This window comes from Bradyrhizobium sp. UNPA324 (assembly GCF_006658635.1).
In the GTDB taxonomy this organism is placed as follows: Bacteria; Pseudomonadota; Alphaproteobacteria; order Rhizobiales; family Xanthobacteraceae; genus Bradyrhizobium; species Bradyrhizobium nanningense.
Map to the genome: position 1 here is coordinate 3580317 of NZ_LFJD01000004.1, position 22343 is coordinate 3602659.

The window sequence follows — 22343 nt, forward strand, 5'->3', positions numbered from 1 at the left end:
CTCAAGGCACCCTCCCCCGAGCGCTCCTAGGTTTCATCTGGTCCTGGCGGACTTCGGCGCGCAGAACGCTTGGTAGAGCGTCTTCAACACCTCGCGCGCCGGCTCGCTGGCGATCGAATAGAAGATCGTCTGCGCCTCACGCCGGGCGGACACCAGGCCATCCTTGCGAAGGAGCGCAAGATGTTGCGACACCGTGGAGTCCCGCAGGTTCAGGAACTCGGCCAGCTCGCCGACCGACCGCTCGCCGTCGATCAGCTGGCAGATGATCAGAAGACGGTGACGGTTCGAGAGTGCCTTCAGCAGCTCGCTCGCCTGATCCGCCGCCCGCTCCATAACTTCAGCATTCATCTTCATACTTGCGTATATACGAACTTACGCATATATAGTCAAGCGCTGCACGACGGCCGGAACTGAACTGGCGAAGCAGCCTGGTCCAACGGAGGTACCCATGGCGGAAGTTGTCGTAATCGGAGCCGGTCTGAGCGGAACGCTGATGGCCTATGAATTGCTGCCCCAGTTGAGAAAGGAGGATCGCGTCAGCGTCATCTCGCAAGGCGCCGTCTATCATTTCGTCCCATCGAACCCTTGGGTTGCCGTCGGATGGCGCAAGCGCGAAGAGATCGAGATCGATCTCGCGGATGTCATGAAGCGCAAGGGCGTGCGGCTGCTGACGCAGGGGGCAAAGCGCGTCCACCCGACAGAGAACCGTGTCGAGCTCGGCGACGGCACATCGATCGACTATGATTATCTGGTCGTGGCGACCGGTCCTGAACTTGCCTTCGACGAAATCCCTGGTCTTGGGCCGCAGGGCCATACCCAGTCGATCTGCCACGTCGATCACGCTGCACATGCCCGTGAAGCCTTCGAGAAGCTCGCGGCCAATCCCGGTCCAGTCGTGATCGGAGCTGTTCAGGGCGCCTCCTGCTTCGGCCCGGCCTACGAATTCCTCTTTATCCTGGAGACAGAGCTGCGCCGGCGGAAGCTGCGCGACCGGGTCCCGATGACGTTCGTCACCTCGGAGCCGTATATCGGCCATCTCGGTCTCGACGGCGTCGGGGACACCAAGGGTCTCCTCGAAAGCGAGATGCGCGAGAAGCACATCAAGTGGATCACCAACGCCCGCGTCGACAATGTCGCCCCCGGCTTGATGACGGTGGAGGAGTTTTCCGACAATGGCACGTCTCGCAAGGCTCATGAGCTGCCATTCGCCTATTCGATGATGTTGCCCGCCTTTCGCGGCGTCGAGGCGGTGCGCGGCATCGAGAAGCTGACCAACCCGCGCGGCTTCGTCATCGTCGACAAGCATCAGCAGAACCCCGCCTTCCCCAACGTGTTTGCAGTCGGCGTCTGCGTCGCGATCGCGCCGGTCGGCGCGACACCGGTGCCGGTCGGCGTCCCCAAGACCGGCTTCATGATCGAATCCATGGTGACGGCGACCGCGATCAACATCGGCGCCCTGCTCCGCGGCAAGGCACCGACGGCGCAGCCGACCTGGAACGCGATCTGCCTCGCCGACTTCGGCGATTCCGGGGTCGCCTTCCTCGCGCAGCCGCAGATCCCGCCGCGCAACGTCAATTGGTCGTCCAAGGGCGAATGGGTGCACTTCGCCAAGGTCGCCTTCGAGAAATACTTCCTGCGCAAGATGCGGCGCGGCGAGAGCGAGCCGTTCTACGAGCGCTTCCTGCTCGACAGGCTGAACATCGCCAAGATCAAGGAGGTCCGAACCGGCACATGAGCACGACACGCCAGATCGTCTGCGGACATTGCGGGCGCATCAACCGCCTGCCGGCCGAGCGCGCACCGGAAGGTGCGCGCTGCGGCGCCTGTCACCAGCCGATGTTCACCGGCCAACCGATCGAGGTGGACGAAGCCGCCTTCGGCCGCCATGTCGCCAGCAGCGACATTCCCGTGCTCGTCGACGTCTGGGCGCCATGGTGCGGGCCCTGCCGCGCCATGGCGCCGATGTTCGAGCGCGCGGCGCAACAGCTCGAGCCCGGCGTGCGGCTCTTGAAGCTGAATTCGGACAACGCACCCGCATTGTCGTCGCGGCTCAACATCAGCGGCATTCCGACGCTGCTGTTGATGCGCGGCGGCCGCGAGATCGCCCGCCATGCCGGCGCGATGGATACGCGCAGCCTCGTCGCCTGGACCGAAGCCAACCTGACCCGTTCGTAAAAGTTCGCAAGAAGAAGGAGCCTGCCATGAATGTCGATAAAGCCGTTCTCGCCTTTGCGGGATGCGTCGTCCTGCTCGGTCTCGCACTGGGCACCTATGTGAATGCGTATTGGTACCTGCTGACGGCCTTCGCCGGGCTGAACATGTTGCAGGCCTCGTTCACGGGCTTCTGCCCGGCGGCGATCGTGTTCAGGAAGCTGGGCCTGAGCAGCGGCTGCGCGTTCTCCTGAACGCGCGAATGCGGCCTGTGATGCGGGGGAATTTGCCATGACCGACGACACCTTTATTGAGGGACCTCTCTACGAGAAGCGTAGGAAGGTCTATCCGCAGTCGGTCCACGGGCCGTTCCGCCGCATCAAATGGGCGATCCTCTGCGTCACGCTCGGGGCCTACTATCTCTTGCCGTTCGTGCGCTGGAATCGCGGCCCCGGCCTGCCCGACCAGGCCGTTCTGATCGACCTGCCGCATCGCCGCTTCTATTTCTTCTTCATCGAGTTATGGCCGCAGGAGGTCTATTACTTCACCGGTCTGCTCATCATCGCGGCGATGACGCTGTTCTTGATGAACGCGGTCGCAGGGCGATTGTGGTGCGGCTATTTGTGCCCACAAACGGTGTGGACCGACTTGTTCTACGCCGTGGAGCGCTGGGTCGAGGGCGACCGCCGTGAGCGCATGCAGGGCGACAAACGCTACTGGACGTTCGACCACGTCCGAAAGGTCGCGCTGAAGCATTTCCTCTGGATCATGATCGCCTGGTGGACTGGCGGCGCCTGGGTGCTGTACTTCGACGACGCGCCGACGCTGGTGAAGGAGCTCGCCACGTTCCAGGCCCCGTTCATCGCCTATCTCTGGATCGGCATCCTGACCGCAACGACCTACGTCTTCGCCGGCCACGCCCGCGAGCAGATGTGCATCTATATGTGCCCGTGGCCGCGCATCCAGGCGGCCCTGACCGACGAATGGGCGCTCAACGTCACCTATCGCCGCGACCGCGGCGAGCCGCGCATGTCGGTGAAAAAGGCGGAAGCTGCCCGTGCCCATGGTGATTTCGCCGGCGATTGCGTCGACTGCCACCAGTGCATCAATGTCTGCCCGACCGGCGTCGACATCAGGCACGGCATCCAGCTCGGCTGCATCCAGTGCGGCCTGTGCATCGACGCCTGCGACAACGTCATGCGCGAGATCGGCCGGCCCACAGGCCTGATCGGCTACGACACCGACATCAACATGCAGCGCCGGCGCGAGGGCAAGCCGCCGCTCTATCGCATCGTCCGGCCGCGCACGCTGGTCTATGCCGCAGCCATCGCCGTCGTCGGCAGCATCATGGTCTACACGCTCGCGACCCGTAGCACGATGAGCATCAACGTCCTGCATGAGCGCAATCCGTTGTTCGTCCAACTGGCCGATGGCGGGGTGCGCAACGACTACACGGTGCGTCTGCTGAACAAGGGCGCAACGCGATCCTTCGCAATCGAGGTCAAGGACTTGCCGGGCGCGAGCGTGCGCATCGCCGGCGTCGAACGAAAGCCCGACGGCCGCATGATCGTCGAGGTCGGGCAGGATCAGACCCGAGAGATCCGGATGTCGGTGCAGGTCGCGCCCGCGCAGATGCCGAAGGCGGCCACCGACATCGAGATCGAGGCGACCGAGATTGCTAGCGGCCAGACCGCGACCGCGCGCGACCACTTCGTGCCGTCAGAACGATGAAGGGGTCGACCAACGAGCGATGCAGCACATAGCTGTCCATCATGTCTGGAAATCCGTGGCGGCCGGCTTGTGCGGCAACGCCGCGCACTCTGGCGTGATGTTCCTGAAGCGGTGGATGAACTGGCTTCCAACCTTCCATCCGTATCAAGATCTTCAGCTCGGCCTTGGCCATTGGCTGGGCGGCGGCCCAGTCCACCCCGCCGTGCCATGGGCGATGTCGTTCGTTAACGGCACGCTCGTGCTCGGCATCCTGTTCCGTTCCACCTATCATCTTCTGCCCGGCCACAACGCGGTCATGAAAGGCTTCCTCTTCGGCATCATGGGCTGGATCGCGATGGGATTGCTCTACTTCCCCATACTCGGAAGAGGGTTGTTCGCCTCCGACCTGGGACTAGGCGTACTTCCCGCCGCGTTCTCGCTTGCGATGGTGCTTGCCTACAGCACGTTCATGGGCATCGCGTTCTCGGCGCTGCATTCCGAACCGGGCCGGTTGTGGTCAACGCGCGGTTAACGCTATCATTCGAATTGAAACGGCGCCCCAACGGTATTTTCCATTCTTTGCGCTAGCATGACCGCGCAACACGGGCTCAGCCCGCGTGATTGGGGACGGCGGGACGTGGTCGACATCGCGCAGCAGGCGGCGATCAATCCGGCATCGGCAAAGGAAGCCGGAGCCGCGCGCGCGCGCGTCCCGCTCACGACGATCGATACCGGCCAGTGGCGCGCACTCGCGCAGCGCGCGGCCGAGCCGAATGGATATTACCTGCCCGCCTGGGAGCTCGCCGTCAGCGCCACCGCACGTGGCCGCACCGAAGCCTCGGCATTGCCCGCATTCGACGGCTCTTCGACGCCGCTGATCGGGCTGATGCCGGTGATCTCGCTGTGGCGTGCCCTAAAGATTCCCCTGCCCGCGCTGGTGAGCGCGCATCCCTACGGCACGCTGTGCAGCCCGCTGATCGATCGCGACGCCCCGATCGAGGCGGCCACGGGCCTGTTGCAGCGCGCGCGCGAGGCCGGTGCGCATGCGCTCGTGCTGAACGATGTCGCGCTCGACGGCGCCGCGATGAATGCGCTCGAGCAGGCCTTGAACCGCGACGGCCTGAAGCCGCGCGTACTGTCCTCCTACCTCCGCGCCAGCCTCGATGCGACGCAGGATGACGAAACGCTGCTGCGCGATGCACTCGGTGCCAAGAAGCTCAAGGAGCTGCGCCGTCAGCGCCACCGCCTTGGAGAGCAAGGCCCTGTTACGTTCGACGTCGCACGCCGGCCCGGCGAGATCGGACCCGCGCTCGAAACATTCCTGCAGCTCGAAGCCAGCGGCTGGAAAGGCGAGCGCCGCACCGCGCTGGTTCAGCATGCGGGCGATGCGGCTTTCATTCGCCGCGCCGTGCCGGCGCTGGCAGAGACCGCGCAGTGCGAGATCATCACGCTTCGCGCTGGCACGACGCCGGTCGCTGCCGGCATCGTGCTGCGTCACCAGGACCGCGCCTTCTTCTTCAAGCTCGGCATCGACGAGCGCTTTGCAAGATATTCGCCGGGCGTGCAGCTCACGCTCGACCTCACCCGCCATCTCTGCGCGGATCCCGCCATTGCCAGTGCGGATTCCACCGCGAGCGCCGATCACCCGATGATCAACCCGATCTGGCGCGGACGCTTCGCGGTCGGCGACGTGCTGATCCCGCTGCGGCGGAACGATCCGGTCGTCGCGCTCATTCACGGAGCGCTGGTCGGCCTTAACGCCGCGCACGAGACCGCGCGACGCCTGGTTCGCCGGCTCCGCAAATCAGCGAAAGCTACTCCGCCGCCTGGGCGTTGATCTCCGCCGACACCTGCCGAATCGCCTTCGCGAGCAGGGTCGGATCCTGCGCGCCGGAGACCGCGTATTTCTGCGCGAACACATAGGTCGGCACGCCGGAGATGCCCTTTTCGGCGGCTTCCTGCGCGTCCGCCGAAACGCGCGCGACGTCCTCGTCGGTGGCGAGGCGCTTGCGCACGTCTTCGGCATCGAGGCCGACATCGGCGGCCGCCTGCACCAGCACGTTCACGTCGGTGAGATCGCCGCCGTCGCGGAAATACAGCTCCATCAGGCGCTGCTTCATCTCGGGTGCTTTGCCGATCGCCTCCGCCCACAGGATGAGGCGATGGCAGTCGGTGGTGTTGGGCTGGCGCGCGACCAGCTCGGGCCTGTAGACGAGGCCATCCTCGCTTGCGGCCGCAACGACGCGCCCCGCAATGCCCTTATAGGCCTCGACCGAGCCGAACTTCTGGGTGAGATAGGCCTCGCGGCTGATGCCCTCGCGCGGCACCCAGGGATTGAGGAAGAACGGGCGGAAATTGAGCTTGACCGGGACGTCCGGAACTAGTGCCAGCGCGCTCTCGATCCGGTGCTTGCCGATATAGCACCAGGGGCACACCACGTCGGAGACGACGTCGATCTGGAGCGGCTTCAGCGTGCTCATGGCAGGCACCTCCTTCGGGCAATACGGGTTGGTTCGAAGATAAGCCGAACCCGCTCCGAGGCAAGGGCGCTAAGTCATGGCTGCTGCCATCTGCCTGAGCCGCTCGGCGGTGCGCTCGTCGGCCGGAAAGAACGTCTCCAGCGCCAGCTCCGACAGCGTGATGTCGACCGGCGTGCCGAACACCATGGTGGTGGAGAAGAAACTTAGGATCTCCCCCTCGTGGCGCAGCTTGAAGGGGATCGCGACATTGTCGCTCGACAGCGGCCCTGCACGCGCCGGAATGGGGTAGCTCTTGAGATCGTTGTAGAGCCTGATCAATTCAGGATCGGCCGTTGCTTCACATTGCCGGTGCAGCCGCTCCAGGAGGTGCCCGCACCACTCCGCGAGATTGACCGTGCGCGGCGCCAGCGCCTCGGGATGGAAGGCGAGCCGCAGCACGTTGAAGGGCTGGCCGAGCAGATGCTGCGGAATGCCGTCGAGCAACGGCGCCACCATGCGGTTGGCCGAGACCAGGTTCCAGTGCCGGTCCACCGCGAGCGCGGGATTGGGCTCATGTGCCCTAAGCACGAGATCGATGGCCTGGCGGGCTGATTTCAAGGCGGGATCCTCCAGCGGCCGCTGCTGGAATGCCGGCGCATAGCCGGCCGCGACCAGCAGCACGTTGCGTTCGCGCAAGGGCACGTCGAGGCGTTCGGCGAGCCTCAGCACCATATCGCGCGAGGGGGCGGCGCGGCCGGTCTCGACGAAACTCAGGTGACGCGCCGAGATTTCGGCTTCGCCCGCCAGATCAAGCTGGCTCATGCGGCGGCGCTGCCGCCATTCCCGCAAATGGTCGCCGATATGGACCGGTTGGCTGCGTTCGGTACGTGCCGTGGATGCATGTGCGTTCATGGCCGAAAATCTAGCACGCAGATATCGGCCCTTCCATTACCTGGGAGGTCATGATTTCCGTCCCTTTTGACCGCCGGCACGGAAATGCTAATGAAACACCGTCATGCGCCGAATGAACACCAGCGAACTCGAAAGGCAGGCAAAGGAGGTAGCCACCCTGATGCGCATGTTCGCCAATGAGCATCGTCTGCTCATCGTCTGCAAGCTGGTCGAATATGGCGAAATCAGCGCGAGCGCGCTCGCCGAGGATGTCGGCCTTTCCGCGTCGGCGCTATCGCAGCACCTGACGAAGCTGAAGACCGAACGCATCGTTGCCTGCCGGCGCGACGGTCAGACGATGTGGTACCGTATCGCAGACCGGCGGATCGAAGAGCTGTTTTCGACGCTGCACAGGCTATTCTGCAAGACGCCAAGACGGTGACCTGCGGCCCGGACAATTCCGGATCGCAGTGACTTGCACCATTCACTTCCGCCTGGCTTCCGCGGATTCGACCCACCAGAAGAACAACGCGGCGCCGACGGCAAGTGCGGCGAACCAGGCGATGTCGGGAACGTGCGTCACGTCCGGAAGACGGACTTTGCCCAGCGCCCAGACGTTGAGCACGTGCGCCTTCAACCAATCGAAGCTCAGGGCGTAGAGGATGGCCCCGGCGACCATGCCGAGCGCACCGACCAAGGCATGAACGCTGCCGGTTGCGATGGCGCCGAGCGCCGTTCCCGGGCAATAGCCGTAAACCACCATGCCGACGCCGAACAGGGCGGCGCCGAGCGCGACCGCCAGCATGTTGGCATCCTTCACGTAGTATTTCGTGTTGCCAGTATCGACCAGCAGCAGCACACCGATCCCGCCGACCACGATCGCGGTGCCCATCACCTTCAGCACGGTGAAATCCCGCAGGCGGAACTGGTTCTCGATCACATTGCAGTTGGTCACCTTGCCGCGTTGGAGCAGGAAGCCGAAGGCTGCGCCCATCACGAGCGGACCAAGGATTGTCATCATCGCTGTCACCGGAGGTCCCTCACTGCTTGCGGAACATGAGCGCGGAAATTCCGAGCCCGGTGGCGAACATCACCGCCAGGAATAGCCAGCTCGACACCGCGAGTTGCAACCCGCCGGAGATACCGTGTCCGCTGGTGCAGCCGCCCGCAAGCCGCGCACCGTACATGATGACGGCTCCGCCGAGGAACGCGCCGATGAAACGCTTTGCGATCGACGGTCCGAATCGTTCCTGCCAGACTTCAGGCACGAGTTCGAGCCGCCACGTCCCCGACATCACCGCGGAGATGAATGCGCCTGCGGGAATGCCGACGAGGAACCAGACGCCGTAGTCCCACTTCAGCGGCATGCTCTTCCAATAGGCGTTCTGTGCCACAGCCTCAGGACCGATCACGGGAATGGCAAACAGGGAGGCGATGCGCGAATAGGCCGTGGTGACGCCGAGCGGATCGCCGAACACGGCGAAGGCGATCCAGCTCAGCAGGCCAATTCCCGCACCGACCAGATAAGGCGACCAGTCAATCCGCGCCGTGCGCGGCGCTTCGCGAACGTAGCTTTCCGTGATGGTGGTCATGTGCGTTTCTCCGGAAGCGTCGGGCCAGCATCGTTGCGACGCAATCAGCCTGCACCAGCAAATATCATATTCAGAAATTACAATTTAGCAATCTCTAAACTATTTTCAGATTCCCGGCGCAGGCGAGCTCGTCGCCGGTCGGGCTTGCGGTATGCCGCCGCGGTCGACGATCAAATCCGTGAGACCCGCCCCCAGCCACATGCCGCCGAGCACGAGCCAGGCGGTGAGCGCGAAGACCGAGGCACCGGTCACGCCGGCACCGACCGCGCAGCCGCCGGCGAGCATCGCCCCGAACCCCATCAGCACCGCGCCGAGCAGGTAACGGCGCATGCCGAGCCCGTCCGAAAATCCTTCCAGCTTCAGCTCGCCCGCGTGCGCCGCTGCGGCGAACGAGCCGAGGAACACGCCCGGAATAATGCCGAGGTCGAAGCCGAGCCGGAGCTGCGAGCTGTTCAGGACCAGCATCAGCAATTCGGCCGACGGTCCGCTGAAGGTGAGGCTCTTCAGCGTCACCGGCGCGAAGGAGGCCTGCGACAGCTGGTAGGTGAAGAACCAGCCGGCGACGACGGCTGCTCCGGTTGCAAGCGCAGCAAGGATCAGCCGGCGCGGCAGCCGGCTGCGGAAGGCGAAGGACAGCCCCGCAATCAGCCACACGCATCCGAAGGCGAGCTTTTCGGGCGTGCCGGCCCCGAACATCGCCATGATGTCGCGTGACGGGCCACCGTCGACCAGCCACAGATTGGTCACCCACTCGCGCGCGGGCGACAGCAAGCCACGATAGGAAGCCTGAGCGGTGACCGCGAACACCAGGCCCGACAGCAGCGCCCTGAGATTGCCGTTGGCCGAGAGCACCAGCAGCCGGCTGGCGCAGCCCCGCGCCAAGATCATTCCGCAGCCGAACATCACTCCGCCGAGCAGCGCACCGGAGATACTTCCCTGCTGCGCGAGTTGCCGCGCCTCGGACACGTCGAGCCAGCGGAGCGCGACCAAGCCTTGCGTGCCCACCAGCGCGGCGGCGAAGGTCAAAAGCCACACCGCAAGGCGCGGCCCGCCCGCGCCGCGGGAGAATTCGACGGCGGCTGCGCGCAGGCAAAAGCGGCTGCGCTGGGCGAAGAATCCAAAGAGGCCGCCGACCAGGAGGCCGCCCAGCCATGACAGCCGGTCTTCCCCCATGAGATCGATGAGTGTCGTCAGCACGGCCGCCTCGGTATTCCCTGGACTTGCCAATCTATCGCCAGGCGCGGCCGCGCTATATGAGCGAGATCAAGCCCCGGGGCGCAGCCCACGCCTATTCAGGGACGCAAGTACGCAAATCCCTGCTGTTGCAGCTCGGCGAGCCGCACCACGCCGCCCTTCTCGGCGACGACGAAGCCGGGCGTGAGATCGTCCAGCTTGACGCCCTGAGCCTTCATCGTATTGGCGCAAGCATCGAAGCCGACGCCGGCGTCGACGAGCTTCGTCATCATCGCAACAATGTGGTCCTGGGCCGCGAGGGCGTGGAAGGCGCGCAGCGCCGGTCCATGCACGACCAACCTGATGTCGGCCTTGCCGGGCCCGCCGACGCCGTCGACATGATTCTGCAGATTGCCCAGAACGAAGACGACACGATCGGCATCGGCGAGGTGATAGGCGACGCGCTGCCGCGCGGGCGTTTCCGTCGCCGCGGACGCCTGGCGCACCGCGAAGGCACCAAATAGTCCGGCAAAGCTCGCGCGAAGCATGGATCGACGCTGCATGGTCCCCCTCCTATCGTGTCTGCTTGATGAACTCGGCGATGCGGTCGGCAACATCTTCCGCGAACAGGTCGCGGAAGAAATGATCGGCATCCTCGATTGTGTCGAGCTGCACCCTGCCGCCGCTCGAACCGGTCAGCGGCGCAAAGGCGGTTGCCACGTCGGGGACGACGCTATCCTTGGTCGCGGCGAACACCAGCACCGGCAGCTTTGTGCGCGCCACCAGCGCGGCGGTATCCTGGCCGGCATCGGCGGCATAGAATGACGCAAAGGCGCGTGCGGTCACCACGGCGTTGCGGCAATAGATGAAGCCAGGCACGTCCATCCACTCCCCGCCGCGGCCCGCCGCGACCGCCTTGGTCGCCTGCTCCAGGAACGGATCGAGCGGCTTGCCATAGGTCTTCGCGTAGGAGGCGCGCAAATCCGCCTCGGCTTCTGCGGTCACGGGCGCCAGCAGCACCGCACCCGCCACCGGCGGGGTCTCGCTTGCTGCGAGATACCGCGCGACCTGGTTGCCGCCGCGCGAATGACCGAGCGCGAAAACGAGTCGCGACATGTCTTTCGCACGTGTCACCCACGCACCAATCTCGGCAACCGCATCGTCGGTCAGGTGGTCGTGCCGCACCGCACAGTCATACATGCCCTTGCGGCGATCGAGCCCGAGCGACAGCGTATGGGCGAGCGAAGCGATGCCGCGCTGCTCCAGCGCCTTGGCAACACCCTGAATGACCTCCATGTCCTTGTGCGCGAGCGTGCCGTGGGTCATCACGACGAGTGGTGTGTCCGGCCCCATCGAGGCTGGCGTGCGCAGCGTCGCGAGCGTCGTGCGGCCCTCGACCGACAGTTCCAGCTCCTGCTCGGCCGCACATGCGGGCCCTGCGAGCGCGAGCACGATAGCCAGTCCCATCAACCATCGCATCGTCGGCTATCTCCCCTACGGCCGGACAATCGTCCAGTTCTTCTCGGCAAGATCCATCAGCGCGGCAACCCCGACCTGCGTGACGCTGACGCCTTCGAGCAGCGGAGGCCGCCTGCCTTCCTTCACCGCCAGCGTCTCCAGCGTATTGCCGCAGGCCAGAAAGCTTACATTGGGCATCGATTTCAGAAAATTCACCAGGCGCTCCCTCACCGGCGAACGGTCCTCGAGCAGCATGTCGAGGCCGCCATTGAAGGCAACCACTGCGATTTCGACGTCCTCGCCCTGCCCGGAATAATGCCGCGAGACGTTGGCCGCAACATCGAGAACGGCGCGCATCTTGACCGGATCGTCGTCGCTGATCTGCAGCGCGAGCCTGTGAGGTTCGGCCGCCTGGGTCACGGTCGGATGGATTGTGGCGAGTAAGCCGGCAGCGAGGGCCGCATGCAGCAGCGTGCGGCGGCTCGCCCGGCCGGTTCTCACTCCACGCCCCGCGACTTCTTCTCCTTGCCTTCCTCTGGCGTCACGTCGACGGCGGCAGCGCGCCCGGTAATCTTCACCGGCGCGATGCAATCCTTCATGCAAGGGTCCTTCTGCCAGAACGACTTCTCGCTGGTGGCGCGGTCGTCCATCACGAAACCCTGCTCGTTCGGCATCTTGATCGTGGCAAGGGTCTTCTTGTTCAGCTCGAAGTTCTGGTCGGTAATGACGTCGTTCAGATAGAGGACGTAGGCGACTAGCGCATAATATTCATCGACGGACAGGGAGCTAGTATTGCCATAAGGCATGGCGTGACGGACGTAGTCGAACACGGTGGAGGCGTAGGGCCAGTACGAGCCCACCGTCTTGACCGGATTGTCTGATGTCAGCGAGCCCTTGCCGCCGGCCAGCACCGGCCAGCGGCCGTTGCCCTCGCCGAACTCGCCATGGCAGGTCGCGCAATTGTCCATGAACAGCTTTTCGCCTTGCGCGACCGTGCCCTTGCCGTCCGGCAGGCCCTGGCCGTCGGGACGCACGTCGATATCCCAGCCGCGGATCTCGTCCGCGGTCGGCGCGCGTCCGATGTGGTAGCGCGGCCCGCTCTTGGCATCCGCCTTCTGCTGTGCAAGCGCCGGCGCGCTCAGCGCGCAGGCGGTCAGCGCGACTGCAATGAGCTTAAGCGACTTCGACATTCTCGACCTCACCATTGGCCTGCACATGCCAGGTCTGGATGCCATTGTTGTGATAGATGGAGTTGACGCCGCGGATCTTGCGCAGCTCCGCCTTGCTCGGCTGCACATAGCCGGTCTCGTCCTGGACGCGCGATTGCAGCAGCAGCGGCTCGCCGTTCCAATCGAATTCGTAGTAGAAGCGCGTCAGCGCCTTGTCGAGAACGGGCCCATCGAGCCGTGCCGGCCACCAGTTGCGGCCGCCGTCGAGCGACACGTCCACGCGTTTGACTTTTCCGGCGCCGCTCCAGGCGAGCCCCGAGACGATGGTAAAGCCCTTGCCATGCCTGATCGGTGCCTGCGGGCTCGGGCACGTGATCACCGATTTGGCGTCCATCGCCCAGGTGAAGCGGCGGGCCTTGCCGTTCGGCATGAGGTCCGTGTACTTCGACGTCTCCTCGCGGGTGTGCCAGGGCTGATCGCCGACCTTGATGCGGCGCAGCCACTTGACCCAGAGATTGCCCTGCCAGCCCGGCACGACCAATCGCATCGGATAGCCCTGCTCGGGATAGAGCGCCTCGCCGTTCATCTTGTAGGCAATGATGCAATCGTCGAGCGCCTTCTCGATCGGCAGACTGCGGTCCATCGCCGCTGCATCGGCGCCTTCGACCAGCAGCCACTTGCCGTTGGTCTTGACGCCGGCCTCTTCCAGCAGCGTGCGCAGCGAGACGCCGGTATATTGCACGCAATGAATCATGCCGTGGGTGAACTGGCAGCCGTTGAGCTGGGCGCCGCGCCACTCCATGCCCGAATTCGCCGCGCATTCCATGAAGTGGATGCGATTGACGCGCGGATAGCGCTTCAGCTCGTCCAGCGTGAGGATCAGCGGACGGTCCACGAGGCCATGGATCATCAGGCGGTGATCGGCCGGATCAATCTCGGCGATGCCGCCATGATGCCGCTCGAAGCAAAGACCGTTCGGGGTGATGATGCCTTCGAGCTCATGCAGCGGCGTGAAACTCACCGAGGATTCGCGCGAGGCGGTCAGCCATTCGACGTCGCGGCGGATGACATCCTTCTCGAACTTCGACGGCTTGCCATAGGGGCGCACGGCCACGCCCTCGCCCAGCGACTTGGTCCATTCCGGCACGTTGGGCGGCTGGTTGGCGGGATTGCCGGCGCCGGCCGCGGCCGGCTTGGCGAGCACGGAGGCAGCAACACCGGCGCCAGCGGCCAGGAAACTGCGTCGTGATTGCCGGGAACTGTCCATCTTCGACATCGCTTACGCTCCGGTAACTTTGACGGCCCGGTTGGGCTCGAGCCGAACGGTTTTCTGTCGCGTCAGGTAGTTCGCGACGACGTCCCAGATCGGCGGCCCTTCGGTACCTTCGTTGACGCTGGCCCAGCCCGCGACCTGATATTCCCTGGCGGGATCGATCGGCGCGCCGGTCTTGAGCATCTGCATGTCCGAGATGCGGCTGCCCTGCGGCTTGGTGACGTCGATCGCGTAAGCGAGCCCGCCGATCCGCACCATGTCGCCGCCCTGCTGGTAGTACGGATCGATGTTGAAGAGATTGTCGGCAACGTCCTCGATGATCTCCTTCAACCGCGCACCTGTCATGCCCATGCGGTAGACCGCGGGATAGGTGATCGCGGTTGCGTTGGTGACGTCCTCGAAGGTGATGTCCTGCCCCGGCAGCACGCTGGTACCCCAGCGAAAACCGGGCGAGAGCGCGATCTCGGCGTCGCGCTCCTGCAGCAACGCCTGACAGATCAGATCGTCGAACGTGCCGTTGAAATTGCCGCGCCGGTAGAGCAGCGAATCCGTCTTGCCGAGCACTTTGGAAAGATCGGACGCGAAGGGCTTGCGCACTTCGGCGATCTTCGCCGCCATCTCGGCGTCCGCCGTGATCACATCGGAGAACAGCGGAATGAGCTTGTAGCTGTAAGCCTTGACCTCGCCGTCACGGACGTCGAGATCGAGCCGCGACACGAACTTGCCGGACGAGCCGGACGCGATCAGCAGGGTCTTGCCCACCTTCACTGCCTCGGGCAGCGCGTCATGGGTGTGTCCGGTCAGGATGACGTCGATGCCCTTGACGCGGCTTGCAAGCTTGCGGTCGACGTCAAAACCGTTGTGCGAGAGCAGCACGACGAGCTGCGCGCCGCTTTTGCGCGCCTTGTCGACCTGCGCCTGCACGTCCTCCTCTCGCACGCCGAACGACCAGTTCGGAATCATCCAGCGCGGATTGGCGACCGGCGTATAGGGGAAAGCCTGGCCGAGCACCGCGATCTTGACGCCGCCGCGCTGGATCATGGTCGCGGCGTCGAACGCCGCTTCGTTCCATTCGGTGTCGCGGATGTTGAGGCCAAGGAACGGGAAGCCGAGGCCTTCGATCGCCTGTTTGACCCGCTCGGTGCCGTAGGTGAATTCCCAATGGCCGGTCATGGCGTCGGGCTTGAGCAGCGCCATGCAGTCGATCATGTCCTGGCCGCGCGTCTTCAGCGACGACCACGAGCCCTGCCAGGTGTCGCCGCCATCGAGCAGCGCGACCTTGTCGCCGCGCTCGGCGCGGATCGCCTTGATCACGGTCGCGGCGCGATCGAGGCCACCGATCCGGCCATAGCTCTTGGCCAGCGCCTCGAAATCCTCCGAGGTCAAGGCATAGGCCGCCGACGAGCCGGGCGCGATGCCAAAACGGGCGAGGAACTCCTTGCCGGTCACGTGCGGCGGAAGACCCTTCGCCTCGCCCACACCGAGATTGGTCGAGGGCTCGCGGAAATAAAGCGGCATGAGCTGACCGTGAATGTCGGTCACATGCACCAGCGTGACGTTGCCGAGCGGCTCGAACGCGAGCAACTCCTTCTCGGTCAGGCGCTGCTGGGCGACCGCCCGGGTCAGGCCAGAGCCAACACCGGTCGAGAGCGCCGCCGTTGCCGCAGCAACCTGAATGAACTCGCGTCGAGAGATCATGCGCAATACTCCTGCAAGCTCATCGTTTCAATTGCGCACCGACGGCGTCTCGACCGGCAGACCGATGCCGCGCCAGGCGACATAGAGCTCGAGCGCGAGGAACTCGTCCGAGAGCGGCTTGAACGGTTCGGCGCGCACGTCGAACATGCAGCCTTCGAAGCGCTCGTGCAGCGGCACCAGGCGCTGGTCGCGCAGCCGATAGGTGGGAAAGCCGTTGGTCTGGCCCTGGCTCAGGAAATCGGCGCGCATGAACTTACCGTTGTTGCGCTCGTGGCAGGATTCGCAGGCAAGATCGAGCTGGCCGTAGCGCGTGTAATAGATCTGCTTGCCGCGCTCGAACCAGGGCGACATCGGGCCGTCGGTCTTTACCGAGACCTTCATGCCGTGCGACTGGTAGCGCACGAACGTGGTCATGTCGGTCAATTCCCCGGATTTGAACTTCCAGGGCTCCGCCTTCATGTGCTCGGTGCGGCAGATGTTGATGCGCTGCTCGAGATTGACCGGCCTCTTCAGCTTGTCGTCCCATTTCGGCATCGCGGCGCCGACGCCCTTCATGCTGGTCTCGGCTTCGCCGTGGCAGCTCATGCAGGACTTGCCCTCACTGCCCTCGACCTTCTTCCAGGCGTCCGCCGCGCGCTCCACGGCGAGGAATCCCGGATTTTCGAGATCGTCGTCCTGCAGCGCGCGGGTTTCCTTGCTGCGGAACTCGTACCCGGAGATGATGGTCTTGAAGACGTGGCCGGGCGGCGCCGCGATGCCCTTGCGCTCGGCGTCCTCTGCGCATGCGAGCGTCGCAACCGACGCGGCGGCCGCGACCATAGCGGCCAACCCAACATATCGTGGCGCCATTCGAGCCTCCCTCAATGCGCGAGGCGCATCATGCCTTGAGCGCGATCTTCTCTTCGGCCGTGATCACCGTGCCGTCGTCGTCCGTCCAGGAGAACTTGAACGTGCCGGCCTCGTCGATCCTGGCATCGAACTGGATGTAGGGATTGGCCGAGATCGCCGGCTCCAGCGCGCACGCGAACACCGGCTTGCCGTTGAACTCGCAGGCGAACTTGTTGATGATCTTGCGCGGAATGGTCTTGCCCTGCGCATCCTTGCGCTGGCCCGATTCCATCACGTGCGAAACCAGGGTCTTGATCTGGACGACCTCGCCCTTGGCCGCTTCCTTGGGAAGCTTGATGCGCGGTTTGTCTGCCATCTGTTTTCTCCTGAGCCCTTAGCCGCCGCAGCCGCCGATGGTGACCTTCACGGTCTTCTGCTCCGTGAACAACGAACCGTCGCTCATCTTCGCGATCGCAATCACGTTCTGCGTGGACGCGAGCCGGATCCGGATCGAGGCTTCCGCCTTGCCAGACAAGGGGGTGAACGAGAGTGTCGCCACGCCTGCATTCGGGTTGCCGTCCGCAATGATCATGACGTCCTTGACGTAGGAGTCCGCGGTCATCGGGCTCTCGACGTTGATCGACAGCGGCACGGTGTTGCCGTTCTCCGCGATCTCCGGCAGGTCGAGCGAAATCTTGCCCTTGGCCGGCTGCTTGCCGCCGGTGAACTTCTCGATCCACTTCGCCGCGTCGTTCGTCACTTCGGCATCGGCTGCCATGGGCAGCAGCGTCAGCATGACGAAGCCGCCCCCGAGCGCAAATGCCTGCCGTCGATTGATGGCCTTCATTCCTGGTCCTCCTCGCCGTCAGTTCAGCGTCTTGAGAAAAGCGATGACGTCCTCGACCTGCGCGGGCGTCAAAATGGACTTGCCGACGAATTCCGGGCGCACTCGGCTGAGGCCGTCGTTCTTGAAGAACGCGGGCATGACCGTATTGGTGAAGATGCGCTTGGGATCGGCGACGATGAGGCGCAATTGCGCCTCGCTATAGCGGCCGGCGACACCGTCGAGCGACGGACCGAACTCGCCGTGGAACTCTTCGGACTTGAGGCTCGTGACCTGATGGCAGGCCAGACAATTGCCGAGCGTGCGCGTCAGAAACACCTTCTTGCCGGCGGCGGCATTTCCAGGCGTACCGGTCAGGGATTTCGGCAGGGAGTCATCGGCGACGTCGAGCTTGATCGGCTCCTGCGCGTAAGCGCTACCGACCATGAGACACAACGCAAACGCAGCAGCAAGCGAGCGCCGCATGTTTCCTACCCCAGGGATGGCGAGGTGACGCCCGCCTCGTTCATGATTGATCCGACGATCCATCACATTCATTTATTATGATATGTTGATGTCTTCGACAACGTCAAGACATATTTTGCGCGCGACGCCTGGACTAGCCGCTGGCGGCGAGGAAATCCCTGAACGAGCCGCGCTCATAGGCGCGCTCCCGCACGAACCGAAACATCGCGAGAAAATGCGGCGGCTTCAGATAGCCGGGCGCCCGGGCGACTTCTCGCGCCATCGGCTCCTGCTTTTCGATGCCGCTGGACGATGGCGGAAAGAACTGGAACGTCGGGGTGAACCTGATCCCGTATTTCTGGGCAAGGTCCTTCTCGGACAATTCCTGGCGATCGAAGTCCGTAACCTTGCGGGATCCGATCAGATTGAGCTGGAGAACCTCGAAATTGTCGCGGATGTAGTTTGCAATGCCCGTATCGGCGAAATTCACCAGATGGGTTTCGCGGCAATAGGGACAGCCGCGCAGCTCCCACATGATGGCGAGGCGCTTGCCGCCAGCGGCAGAACTATCGAGGTCCTCGCGCAGATCGAGAAAGCTCTGCAGAAACCAGGGCTCGCGATAGAGCCCGTCATCTCCAAGCGCGGGCTCGGCCACAACCTCGCCGCAGCTCGCGGCAAGCGCCGCCCCCGGAGCCAATGCCAGAACATCTCGCCGCGTCGGCCTACGGAGGTGCATCGGGAATTTCAACCTTGGACAATATTGCGGGTCGCGACCGCTTCATTATAATATTCGAATACTCGAATGTAACAAGGATTTCCGATCTTGCGCTGCATCATGGTCCTGTTGGCGTGGCTGATCTCCGGCACCCTCGCTCTGGGCGCCGAGAGTGACAGCGCGAAGGATTTCGCATCGGCGATGGAGCCGGTCATGGCCAATTTGCGCACCGCCGCGAGCTATGCGCGGACAGGAAACATTGCGCTGGCGCAGATGGAAATCGAAGAAGCCGCGGCGGCCTGGAAGCAGCTCGCGACACATACGCCACCTCCCCACTCCCCTTACGCGGCTGTCGCGCTGACGCAATTTCTCGGCCGAGGCGGCGAGCGGCTTGTCGGCGTCGCGCACGCGCTCGACGGCGGAGACATTGTCGCCGCGGGACGAGAGCTGCTCCAGCTCCGCCAGTCATTTCACGACCTCAGGCGTCGATCCGGCCTCTACGATCTTGCCGATTGCGTCTTCGAGACCGCACCCGCGATGGACAAGCTACGCGTTGCGGCCACGCATTATGGCGAGCATCCCGCCCCGGCACAGGCCGAGGATACCATCGCCAGCGCAAGCGCGTTCCGCGACCGTCTGCAACGCTGCAACGATTGGGCGCGGGCGGACGTCGCGGAAACGAGCGAGTTCCGCCGGCTGATCGACGGTGCGATCGCCAGCAGCAGCGAGATCTCCCATGCGGCGATGGCTGGAGACGGGCCGCTCGTCCATCGCTACCTGATCGAGTTGCAGTCTTACGCGCAGCTCCTCGATTTCCGCTTCGGCTAAGGCGTGCCGGTCAACCGATGCTGGTCAATGCAGGGAAATGCTCCAGCAGCCACTCCGAGACGGCTGGCATCAACCCGGTCAGGAACATCAATCCAGTCGCAACCAGAAAGGCGCCCATGGTCTTCTCCACCATGGCCAAGTGCCGGCGGGCACGGCCTAGCGCGGCGACGAAGCGACCGGTGAAGGCGGCGGCGATCAGGAAGGGAATGCCGGTCCCTGCCGAATAAGACAGCAGCAGCAAAGCTCCCCTTGCAGTGGTGTCCTCGGAGCCCGCCATGAACAGGACAGCCGCGAGGATGGGACCGGCACAGGGTGTCCAGCCGAACGCGAACGCCAGACCCATGACGAAGGCGCCGGCAACACCGGCAGGCCGATTCTCGACCTGCAGCGTTGCGCTGCGATAGAGCAGCGGAATCCTGAGCACGCCGAGAAAGTGCAGACCCATCAAGACGATCAGGCCGCCTGCGATGATGCCGAGCGTCGAAATATGGGCGGAGATAAAACGTCCGGCAATCGACGCGGTCGAACCCAGTGCCACGAAGACCAGGGAGAAGCCGGCCACGAAGGCCAATGCAGAGACCAGGATGCGCGGCCGCAATTCAGGCCGGCCGTCGGAAATATCCGAGACTGAGACGCCGGCCATGTAGCACAGGAACGGTGGAACCAGCGGCAGGATGCAGGGTGACAGAAACGACAACAGGCCCGCGACAAAGGCCGCACCGAGCGTGACATCCAAGGTCATCGCACCCTCCCTATTACATATCCGAATTTAATGATATAAAGGACCGAGGAAGTCCAGAGACCAGAAGTCCGGAGGTCATTGCGCGGGATGAACCGACATGTCGCATTGCTCTTGCTCGCGACCACGCTCGCCCTGCCGGCGACGGGATCCCGCGCGGCCGAACTGGTCATGTTCGAGCGGGCCGGTTGCGTATGGTGCGCGCGCTTTGACTCCGAGATCGCGCCGATCTACGGCAAGACCGAGGAAAGCCAGGCCGCGCCGTTGCGCCGCGTCGACCTGGGCCGCCCCCTGCCCGCCGATCTCTCCGGAATTGATCCGGGTGCCTTCACGCCGACCTTCGTCGTGGTAAAAGAGGGCCGGGAGATCGGCCGCATTCGCGGCTATCCGGGGGATACCTTCTTCTTCGGCCTGCTGAACCGCATCCTGACGGGTTCGGGATCGGCGCCGGACAGGTCGTGACCAGAGATGCCTATGAGGAATTTGACGCGATGCCGCTGCCTAAGTTGAAGGAGATCGAGGGATCCGCCGAACTCGAGCAGATGATCGAGAAGGCGCGCGAGGCAAGCGACATGCTCAAGGCGCTGTCGCATGAATCCCGCCTGCTGCTGCTTTGCATCCTCGCCGAGGGCGAGAAGTCCGTGACCGAGCTCGAGCAATTCCTTGGCGAGAGGCAATCGACCGTATCCCAACAGCTCGCACGGCTGAGGCTCGACCGTCTGGTCACCACTCGCCGCGACGGCAAGACCATCTACTACAGCCTCGCCAGCGAGGATGTCCGCAAGATACTGACCGCCGTCTACGACGTGTTCTGCGAGCCAGTGCGCCGGCGGCGCAGGTAGTTTTCCGCTCTGGATTTCCGCAACCCTCCGGCGCAAACTGCCCGAAGGCAGAATAAACATCTCCGGGAGGAATGCTGAACCCGTCGACCATAGCGTTTGCATGCGGGCTTGCAGCCGGCGCCATTTTGGGTGTCGCGGGTCGCGCGGGACGATTTTGCACACTGGCCATGCTCGAGGATGCGTTCTTCGGGTCGGATTTGCGTCGGCTCAAATCCTTTGCGCTGGCTGCGGCCGTGGCGCTGCTGGCGACCCAGGCGCTCGCCGAACTCGGCATCGTCGATCTGTCGCGGTCGATCTACCTGACATCGTCGATCGGACTTGGCGGCGCGATTCTGGGCGGACTGACGTTCGGCATCGGCATGGCGCTGGTCGGCACCTGCGGCTTCGGCACGTTGGTCCGTGTCGGCGGCGGAGATCTGCGGGCCATTGTGGTCTTTCTCGTGCTCGGCCTCTCGGCGCTCGCAACCATGCGCGGGATCACGGGCATGCTGCGCGTGATGCTGATCGAGCCGCTGGCTCTGCTGCTCCCCGAGGGCAACGACCAGACGCTGACCTCGCTTCTGGGCGCGGGAGGCGCGGTGCGCGCGCTCCTCGTCGTGTCGATCGCCACGGCGCTCGCCGTCTGGGCTCTCGCCGACGGCAGGCTGGTCCGATCACCCCGACTGCTGGCCTCCGGCCTTGCCGTCGGCGGCGCGATCGCATTCGGCTGGTTCGCGACCGGATGGCTTGCCGACGACGAATTCGATCCCGTTCGCGTCTCATCGCTCAGTTTCGTCGCGCCACTCGGCGACACCATCCTCTACATTGCGACCTTCTCCGGGGCGCGGCTGAATTTTGGTATCGGCTCCGTCGCCGGCGTCGTGGCAGGCTCATTTGTCGCCGCGATGCTCGCGCGCGGCTTCCGTTGGGAGGCTTGCGACGACGCGCGCGAATTGAAGCGTCACATGACCGGCGCGCTTCTGATGGGCATCGGGGGGGTCATGTCGATGGGATGCACAATTGGCCAGGGATTGACGGCTTTCTCGACGCTCGCCGTCTCAGCGCCGATCACCATGCTGGCGATTGCCTGCGGAGCCCGGCTCGGGCTCGAATTCACGATGACCGGCGAGTGGTTGCCGGCACTGCGCAGGCTGTTCGGCGTCTCGACGTAGCCAAGACCACCGGTATTTTCGAATCGCGAATGGCCTCGAGCATCCCAAGACTGTCCTGAATAGCGATCTGCCTTACCCCTGAGGTAATCGAATTGGCCCGCGGGCCGGCGCATCTTCTGTCGCAACAGGAGATGACCATGATCGCGCTGTTGCTCTACCGGACCGTCGCCGACCACCTTGTTCCCTGGGCCATGACGCTCGCGACCCGTCTGCTGGCGCGCAGCCTCAACATGCCCGAGCCGCTGGTGCATTCGACCGGCGATTACGTGGTCGCACAGGTCATCGCCTTCGAGCACGGCGTCGGCAGGAGCCTCTGTCCGTTCCGCCTCACCCGCCTGCTCCGCGCCTGGTGGCGCGGAGGGCACTGACTTCCACGCC

Annotated in this window: 30 protein-coding genes; 12 read left to right on the forward strand and 18 right to left on the reverse strand. The window is 64.3% G+C overall.

Features of this window, described 5'->3' with window-relative positions; genetic code table 11:
* Positions 1 to 33 precede the first annotated feature (33 nt).
* Complete coding sequence (locus tag UNPA324_RS17355; RefSeq protein ID WP_430641897.1) at positions 34 to 333, reverse strand: ArsR/SmtB family transcription factor; 300 nt, start codon at positions 331 to 333, stop codon at positions 34 to 36.
* 115 nt (positions 334 to 448) lie between these two features.
* Between UNPA324_RS17355 and UNPA324_RS17360 the strand changes: the two genes are divergently transcribed.
* The 6 genes from UNPA324_RS17360 (at position 449) to UNPA324_RS17385 (ending at position 5698) form a co-directional block, all read left to right on the forward strand.
* Positions 449 to 1735: an NAD(P)/FAD-dependent oxidoreductase gene (locus tag UNPA324_RS17360; RefSeq protein ID WP_141935193.1), complete on the forward strand. Its 1287-nt coding sequence runs from the start codon at positions 449 to 451 to the stop codon at positions 1733 to 1735.
* On the forward strand, positions 1732 to 2175 hold the full coding sequence (trxC, locus tag UNPA324_RS17365) for a thioredoxin TrxC (protein WP_128920783.1): 444 nt from the start codon (positions 1732 to 1734) through the stop codon (positions 2173 to 2175). Before UNPA324_RS17360 ends, trxC begins: the two co-directional genes overlap by 4 nt.
* A 26-nt stretch (positions 2176 to 2201) precedes the next feature.
* Entirely contained in the window at positions 2202 to 2405 is a 204-nt protein-coding gene (locus tag UNPA324_RS17370; RefSeq protein WP_097658086.1) for a YgaP family membrane protein, read from the forward strand.
* A gap of 37 nt (positions 2406 to 2442) precedes the next feature.
* Complete coding sequence (gene ccoG / locus UNPA324_RS17375; RefSeq protein ID WP_128920782.1) at positions 2443 to 3882, forward strand: cytochrome c oxidase accessory protein CcoG; 1440 nt, start codon at positions 2443 to 2445, stop codon at positions 3880 to 3882.
* Positions 3883 to 3901: 19 nt separating this feature from the next.
* Positions 3902 to 4393, forward strand: a complete 492-nt coding sequence (locus UNPA324_RS17380; RefSeq protein WP_128920781.1) for a DUF6789 family protein — start codon at positions 3902 to 3904, stop codon at positions 4391 to 4393.
* A 105-nt stretch (positions 4394 to 4498) separates the two neighbouring features.
* A complete protein-coding gene (locus UNPA324_RS17385) occupies positions 4499 to 5698 on the forward strand; it encodes a GNAT family N-acetyltransferase (RefSeq protein WP_128920971.1) in 1200 nt (399 codons plus the stop codon).
* Here UNPA324_RS17385 and UNPA324_RS17390 read toward each other — a convergent pair.
* Entirely contained in the window at positions 5676 to 6341 is a 666-nt protein-coding gene (locus tag UNPA324_RS17390; protein WP_141935194.1) for a DsbA family oxidoreductase, read from the reverse strand. The genes UNPA324_RS17385 and UNPA324_RS17390 overlap by 23 nt on opposite strands.
* A 69-nt stretch (positions 6342 to 6410) precedes the next feature.
* The gene (locus tag UNPA324_RS17395) at positions 6411 to 7232 is read right to left on the reverse strand and encodes a helix-turn-helix domain-containing protein (RefSeq protein ID WP_128920779.1); all 822 of its coding nucleotides are present in this window, start codon (positions 7230 to 7232) and stop codon (positions 6411 to 6413) included.
* A gap of 103 nt (positions 7233 to 7335) precedes the next feature.
* On the opposite strand from UNPA324_RS17395, the gene UNPA324_RS17400 reads away from it, so the two are divergent.
* Complete coding sequence (locus UNPA324_RS17400) at positions 7336 to 7653, forward strand: ArsR/SmtB family transcription factor (protein ID WP_128920778.1); 318 nt, start codon at positions 7336 to 7338, stop codon at positions 7651 to 7653.
* A 42-nt stretch (positions 7654 to 7695) separates the two neighbouring features.
* Here UNPA324_RS17400 and UNPA324_RS17405 read toward each other — a convergent pair whose 3' ends face one another.
* The 14 genes from UNPA324_RS17405 to UNPA324_RS17470 all read right to left on the reverse strand — a co-directional run bounded on the left by UNPA324_RS17405 (position 7696) and on the right by UNPA324_RS17470 (position 18426).
* On the reverse strand, positions 7696 to 8241 hold the full coding sequence (locus UNPA324_RS17405; protein ID WP_128920777.1) for a YeeE/YedE thiosulfate transporter family protein: 546 nt from the start codon (positions 8239 to 8241) through the stop codon (positions 7696 to 7698).
* Positions 8242 to 8251: 10 nt separating this feature from the next.
* Positions 8252 to 8803: a YeeE/YedE thiosulfate transporter family protein gene (locus tag UNPA324_RS17410; protein WP_128920776.1), complete on the reverse strand. Its 552-nt coding sequence runs from the start codon at positions 8801 to 8803 to the stop codon at positions 8252 to 8254.
* Between the two features lie 105 nt (positions 8804 to 8908).
* A complete protein-coding gene (locus UNPA324_RS17415; RefSeq protein ID WP_128920775.1) occupies positions 8909 to 10000 on the reverse strand; it encodes a YeeE/YedE family protein in 1092 nt (363 codons plus the stop codon).
* A 95-nt stretch (positions 10001 to 10095) separates the two neighbouring features.
* Positions 10096 to 10539 (reverse strand): DsrE family protein, encoded by a 444-nt coding sequence (locus tag UNPA324_RS17420; RefSeq protein WP_128920774.1) that lies wholly within the window; start codon positions 10537 to 10539, stop codon positions 10096 to 10098.
* Between the two features lie 10 nt (positions 10540 to 10549).
* On the reverse strand, positions 10550 to 11455 hold the full coding sequence (locus tag UNPA324_RS17425) for an alpha/beta hydrolase (RefSeq protein ID WP_128920773.1): 906 nt from the start codon (positions 11453 to 11455) through the stop codon (positions 10550 to 10552).
* 15 nt (positions 11456 to 11470) lie between these two features.
* Positions 11471 to 11905, reverse strand: coding sequence for a DsrE family protein (locus UNPA324_RS17430; protein ID WP_164936455.1), 435 nt, complete (start codon positions 11903 to 11905; stop codon positions 11471 to 11473).
* Positions 11906 to 11931: 26 nt separating this feature from the next.
* On the reverse strand, positions 11932 to 12624 hold the full coding sequence (locus UNPA324_RS17435; RefSeq protein WP_164936423.1) for a c-type cytochrome: 693 nt from the start codon (positions 12622 to 12624) through the stop codon (positions 11932 to 11934).
* Positions 12608 to 13879 carry a sulfite dehydrogenase gene (gene soxC / locus UNPA324_RS17440; RefSeq protein ID WP_128920770.1) on the reverse strand — a complete coding sequence of 424 codons (1272 nt, stop codon included), beginning with the start codon at positions 13877 to 13879 and terminating at the stop codon, positions 12608 to 12610. The genes UNPA324_RS17435 and soxC overlap by 17 nt, the downstream gene beginning before the upstream one ends.
* Before the next feature lie 3 nt (positions 13880 to 13882).
* The gene (gene soxB / locus UNPA324_RS17445; RefSeq protein ID WP_128920769.1) at positions 13883 to 15574 is read right to left on the reverse strand and encodes a thiosulfohydrolase SoxB; all 1692 of its coding nucleotides are present in this window, start codon (positions 15572 to 15574) and stop codon (positions 13883 to 13885) included.
* Between the two features lie 27 nt (positions 15575 to 15601).
* Complete coding sequence (soxA, locus tag UNPA324_RS17450) at positions 15602 to 16423, reverse strand: sulfur oxidation c-type cytochrome SoxA (RefSeq protein WP_128920768.1); 822 nt, start codon at positions 16421 to 16423, stop codon at positions 15602 to 15604.
* Positions 16424 to 16451: 28 nt separating this feature from the next.
* Entirely contained in the window at positions 16452 to 16778 is a 327-nt protein-coding gene (gene soxZ, locus UNPA324_RS17455; protein ID WP_128920767.1) for a thiosulfate oxidation carrier complex protein SoxZ, read from the reverse strand.
* An 18-nt stretch (positions 16779 to 16796) separates the two neighbouring features.
* A complete protein-coding gene (soxY, locus tag UNPA324_RS17460) occupies positions 16797 to 17249 on the reverse strand; it encodes a thiosulfate oxidation carrier protein SoxY (protein WP_128920766.1) in 453 nt (150 codons plus the stop codon).
* Between the two features lie 18 nt (positions 17250 to 17267).
* A complete protein-coding gene (gene soxX, locus UNPA324_RS17465; protein WP_128920765.1) occupies positions 17268 to 17711 on the reverse strand; it encodes a sulfur oxidation c-type cytochrome SoxX in 444 nt (147 codons plus the stop codon).
* 133 nt (positions 17712 to 17844) lie between these two features.
* A complete protein-coding gene (locus UNPA324_RS17470) occupies positions 17845 to 18426 on the reverse strand; it encodes a SoxW family protein (RefSeq protein WP_128920764.1) in 582 nt (193 codons plus the stop codon).
* An 87-nt stretch (positions 18427 to 18513) separates the two neighbouring features.
* On the opposite strand from UNPA324_RS17470, the gene UNPA324_RS17475 reads away from it, so the two are divergent.
* Positions 18514 to 19233 (forward strand): hypothetical protein, encoded by a 720-nt coding sequence (locus tag UNPA324_RS17475; RefSeq protein ID WP_164936422.1) that lies wholly within the window; start codon positions 18514 to 18516, stop codon positions 19231 to 19233.
* A 10-nt stretch (positions 19234 to 19243) separates the two neighbouring features.
* Here UNPA324_RS17475 and UNPA324_RS17480 read toward each other — a convergent pair whose 3' ends face one another.
* Complete coding sequence (locus UNPA324_RS17480) at positions 19244 to 19975, reverse strand: cytochrome c biogenesis CcdA family protein (RefSeq protein WP_128948305.1); 732 nt, start codon at positions 19973 to 19975, stop codon at positions 19244 to 19246.
* Between the two features lie 87 nt (positions 19976 to 20062).
* Here UNPA324_RS17480 and UNPA324_RS17485 point away from each other — a divergent pair, with 87 nt between their 5' ends.
* From UNPA324_RS17485 to UNPA324_RS17500, 4 genes are all read left to right on the forward strand, one after another.
* Entirely contained in the window at positions 20063 to 20434 is a 372-nt protein-coding gene (locus UNPA324_RS17485; RefSeq protein WP_128920763.1) for a thioredoxin domain-containing protein, read from the forward strand.
* 29 nt (positions 20435 to 20463) lie between these two features.
* A complete protein-coding gene (locus UNPA324_RS17490; protein WP_028137430.1) occupies positions 20464 to 20814 on the forward strand; it encodes an ArsR/SmtB family transcription factor in 351 nt (116 codons plus the stop codon).
* 71 nt (positions 20815 to 20885) lie between these two features.
* Positions 20886 to 21965, forward strand: a complete 1080-nt coding sequence (locus UNPA324_RS17495) for a YeeE/YedE family protein (RefSeq protein ID WP_141935195.1) — start codon at positions 20886 to 20888, stop codon at positions 21963 to 21965.
* Positions 21966 to 22102: 137 nt separating this feature from the next.
* Positions 22103 to 22333, forward strand: a complete 231-nt coding sequence (locus UNPA324_RS17500) for a hypothetical protein (RefSeq protein WP_181769424.1) — start codon at positions 22103 to 22105, stop codon at positions 22331 to 22333.
* The last annotated feature ends 10 nt before the right edge of the window (positions 22334 to 22343 follow it).

Coding starts and splice junctions, on each gene's coding strand:
- soxB (WP_128920769.1), bottom strand. CDS start 15,574: ATGATCTCTCGACGCGAGTTCATTCAGGTTGCTGCGGCAACGGCGGCG.
- soxZ (WP_128920767.1), bottom strand. CDS start 16,778: ATGGCAGACAAACCGCGCATCAAGCTTCCCAAGGAAGCGGCCAAGGGC.
- UNPA324_RS17420 (WP_128920774.1), bottom strand. CDS start 10,539: ATGCAGCGTCGATCCATGCTTCGCGCGAGCTTTGCCGGACTATTTGGT.
- soxA (WP_128920768.1), bottom strand. CDS start 16,423: ATGGCGCCACGATATGTTGGGTTGGCCGCTATGGTCGCGGCCGCCGCG.
- UNPA324_RS17395 (WP_128920779.1), bottom strand. CDS start 7,232: ATGAACGCACATGCATCCACGGCACGTACCGAACGCAGCCAACCGGTC.
- soxC (WP_128920770.1), bottom strand. CDS start 13,879: ATGTCGAAGATGGACAGTTCCCGGCAATCACGACGCAGTTTCCTGGCC.
- UNPA324_RS17480 (WP_128948305.1), bottom strand. CDS start 19,975: ATGACCTTGGATGTCACGCTCGGTGCGGCCTTTGTCGCGGGCCTGTTG.
- UNPA324_RS17400 (WP_128920778.1), top strand. CDS start 7,336: ATGCGCCGAATGAACACCAGCGAACTCGAAAGGCAGGCAAAGGAGGTA.
- trxC (WP_128920783.1), top strand. CDS start 1,732: ATGAGCACGACACGCCAGATCGTCTGCGGACATTGCGGGCGCATCAAC.
- UNPA324_RS17360 (WP_141935193.1), top strand. CDS start 449: ATGGCGGAAGTTGTCGTAATCGGAGCCGGTCTGAGCGGAACGCTGATG.
- UNPA324_RS17355 (WP_430641897.1), bottom strand. CDS start 333: ATGGAGCGGGCGGCGGATCAGGCGAGCGAGCTGCTGAAGGCACTCTCG.
- UNPA324_RS17425 (WP_128920773.1), bottom strand. CDS start 11,455: ATGCGATGGTTGATGGGACTGGCTATCGTGCTCGCGCTCGCAGGGCCC.
- UNPA324_RS17500 (WP_181769424.1), top strand. CDS start 22,103: ATGATCGCGCTGTTGCTCTACCGGACCGTCGCCGACCACCTTGTTCCC.
- soxX (WP_128920765.1), bottom strand. CDS start 17,711: ATGCGGCGCTCGCTTGCTGCTGCGTTTGCGTTGTGTCTCATGGTCGGT.
- UNPA324_RS17435 (WP_164936423.1), bottom strand. CDS start 12,624: ATGTCGAAGTCGCTTAAGCTCATTGCAGTCGCGCTGACCGCCTGCGCG.
- UNPA324_RS17390 (WP_141935194.1), bottom strand. CDS start 6,341: ATGAGCACGCTGAAGCCGCTCCAGATCGACGTCGTCTCCGACGTGGTG.
- ccoG (WP_128920782.1), top strand. CDS start 2,443: ATGACCGACGACACCTTTATTGAGGGACCTCTCTACGAGAAGCGTAGG.
- UNPA324_RS17410 (WP_128920776.1), bottom strand. CDS start 8,803: ATGACCACCATCACGGAAAGCTACGTTCGCGAAGCGCCGCGCACGGCG.
- UNPA324_RS17490 (WP_028137430.1), top strand. CDS start 20,464: ATGCCGCTGCCTAAGTTGAAGGAGATCGAGGGATCCGCCGAACTCGAG.
- UNPA324_RS17495 (WP_141935195.1), top strand. CDS start 20,886: ATGCTGAACCCGTCGACCATAGCGTTTGCATGCGGGCTTGCAGCCGGC.
- UNPA324_RS17370 (WP_097658086.1), top strand. CDS start 2,202: ATGAATGTCGATAAAGCCGTTCTCGCCTTTGCGGGATGCGTCGTCCTG.
- soxY (WP_128920766.1), bottom strand. CDS start 17,249: ATGAAGGCCATCAATCGACGGCAGGCATTTGCGCTCGGGGGCGGCTTC.
- UNPA324_RS17380 (WP_128920781.1), top strand. CDS start 3,902: ATGCAGCACATAGCTGTCCATCATGTCTGGAAATCCGTGGCGGCCGGC.
- UNPA324_RS17485 (WP_128920763.1), top strand. CDS start 20,063: ATGAACCGACATGTCGCATTGCTCTTGCTCGCGACCACGCTCGCCCTG.
- UNPA324_RS17470 (WP_128920764.1), bottom strand. CDS start 18,426: ATGCACCTCCGTAGGCCGACGCGGCGAGATGTTCTGGCATTGGCTCCG.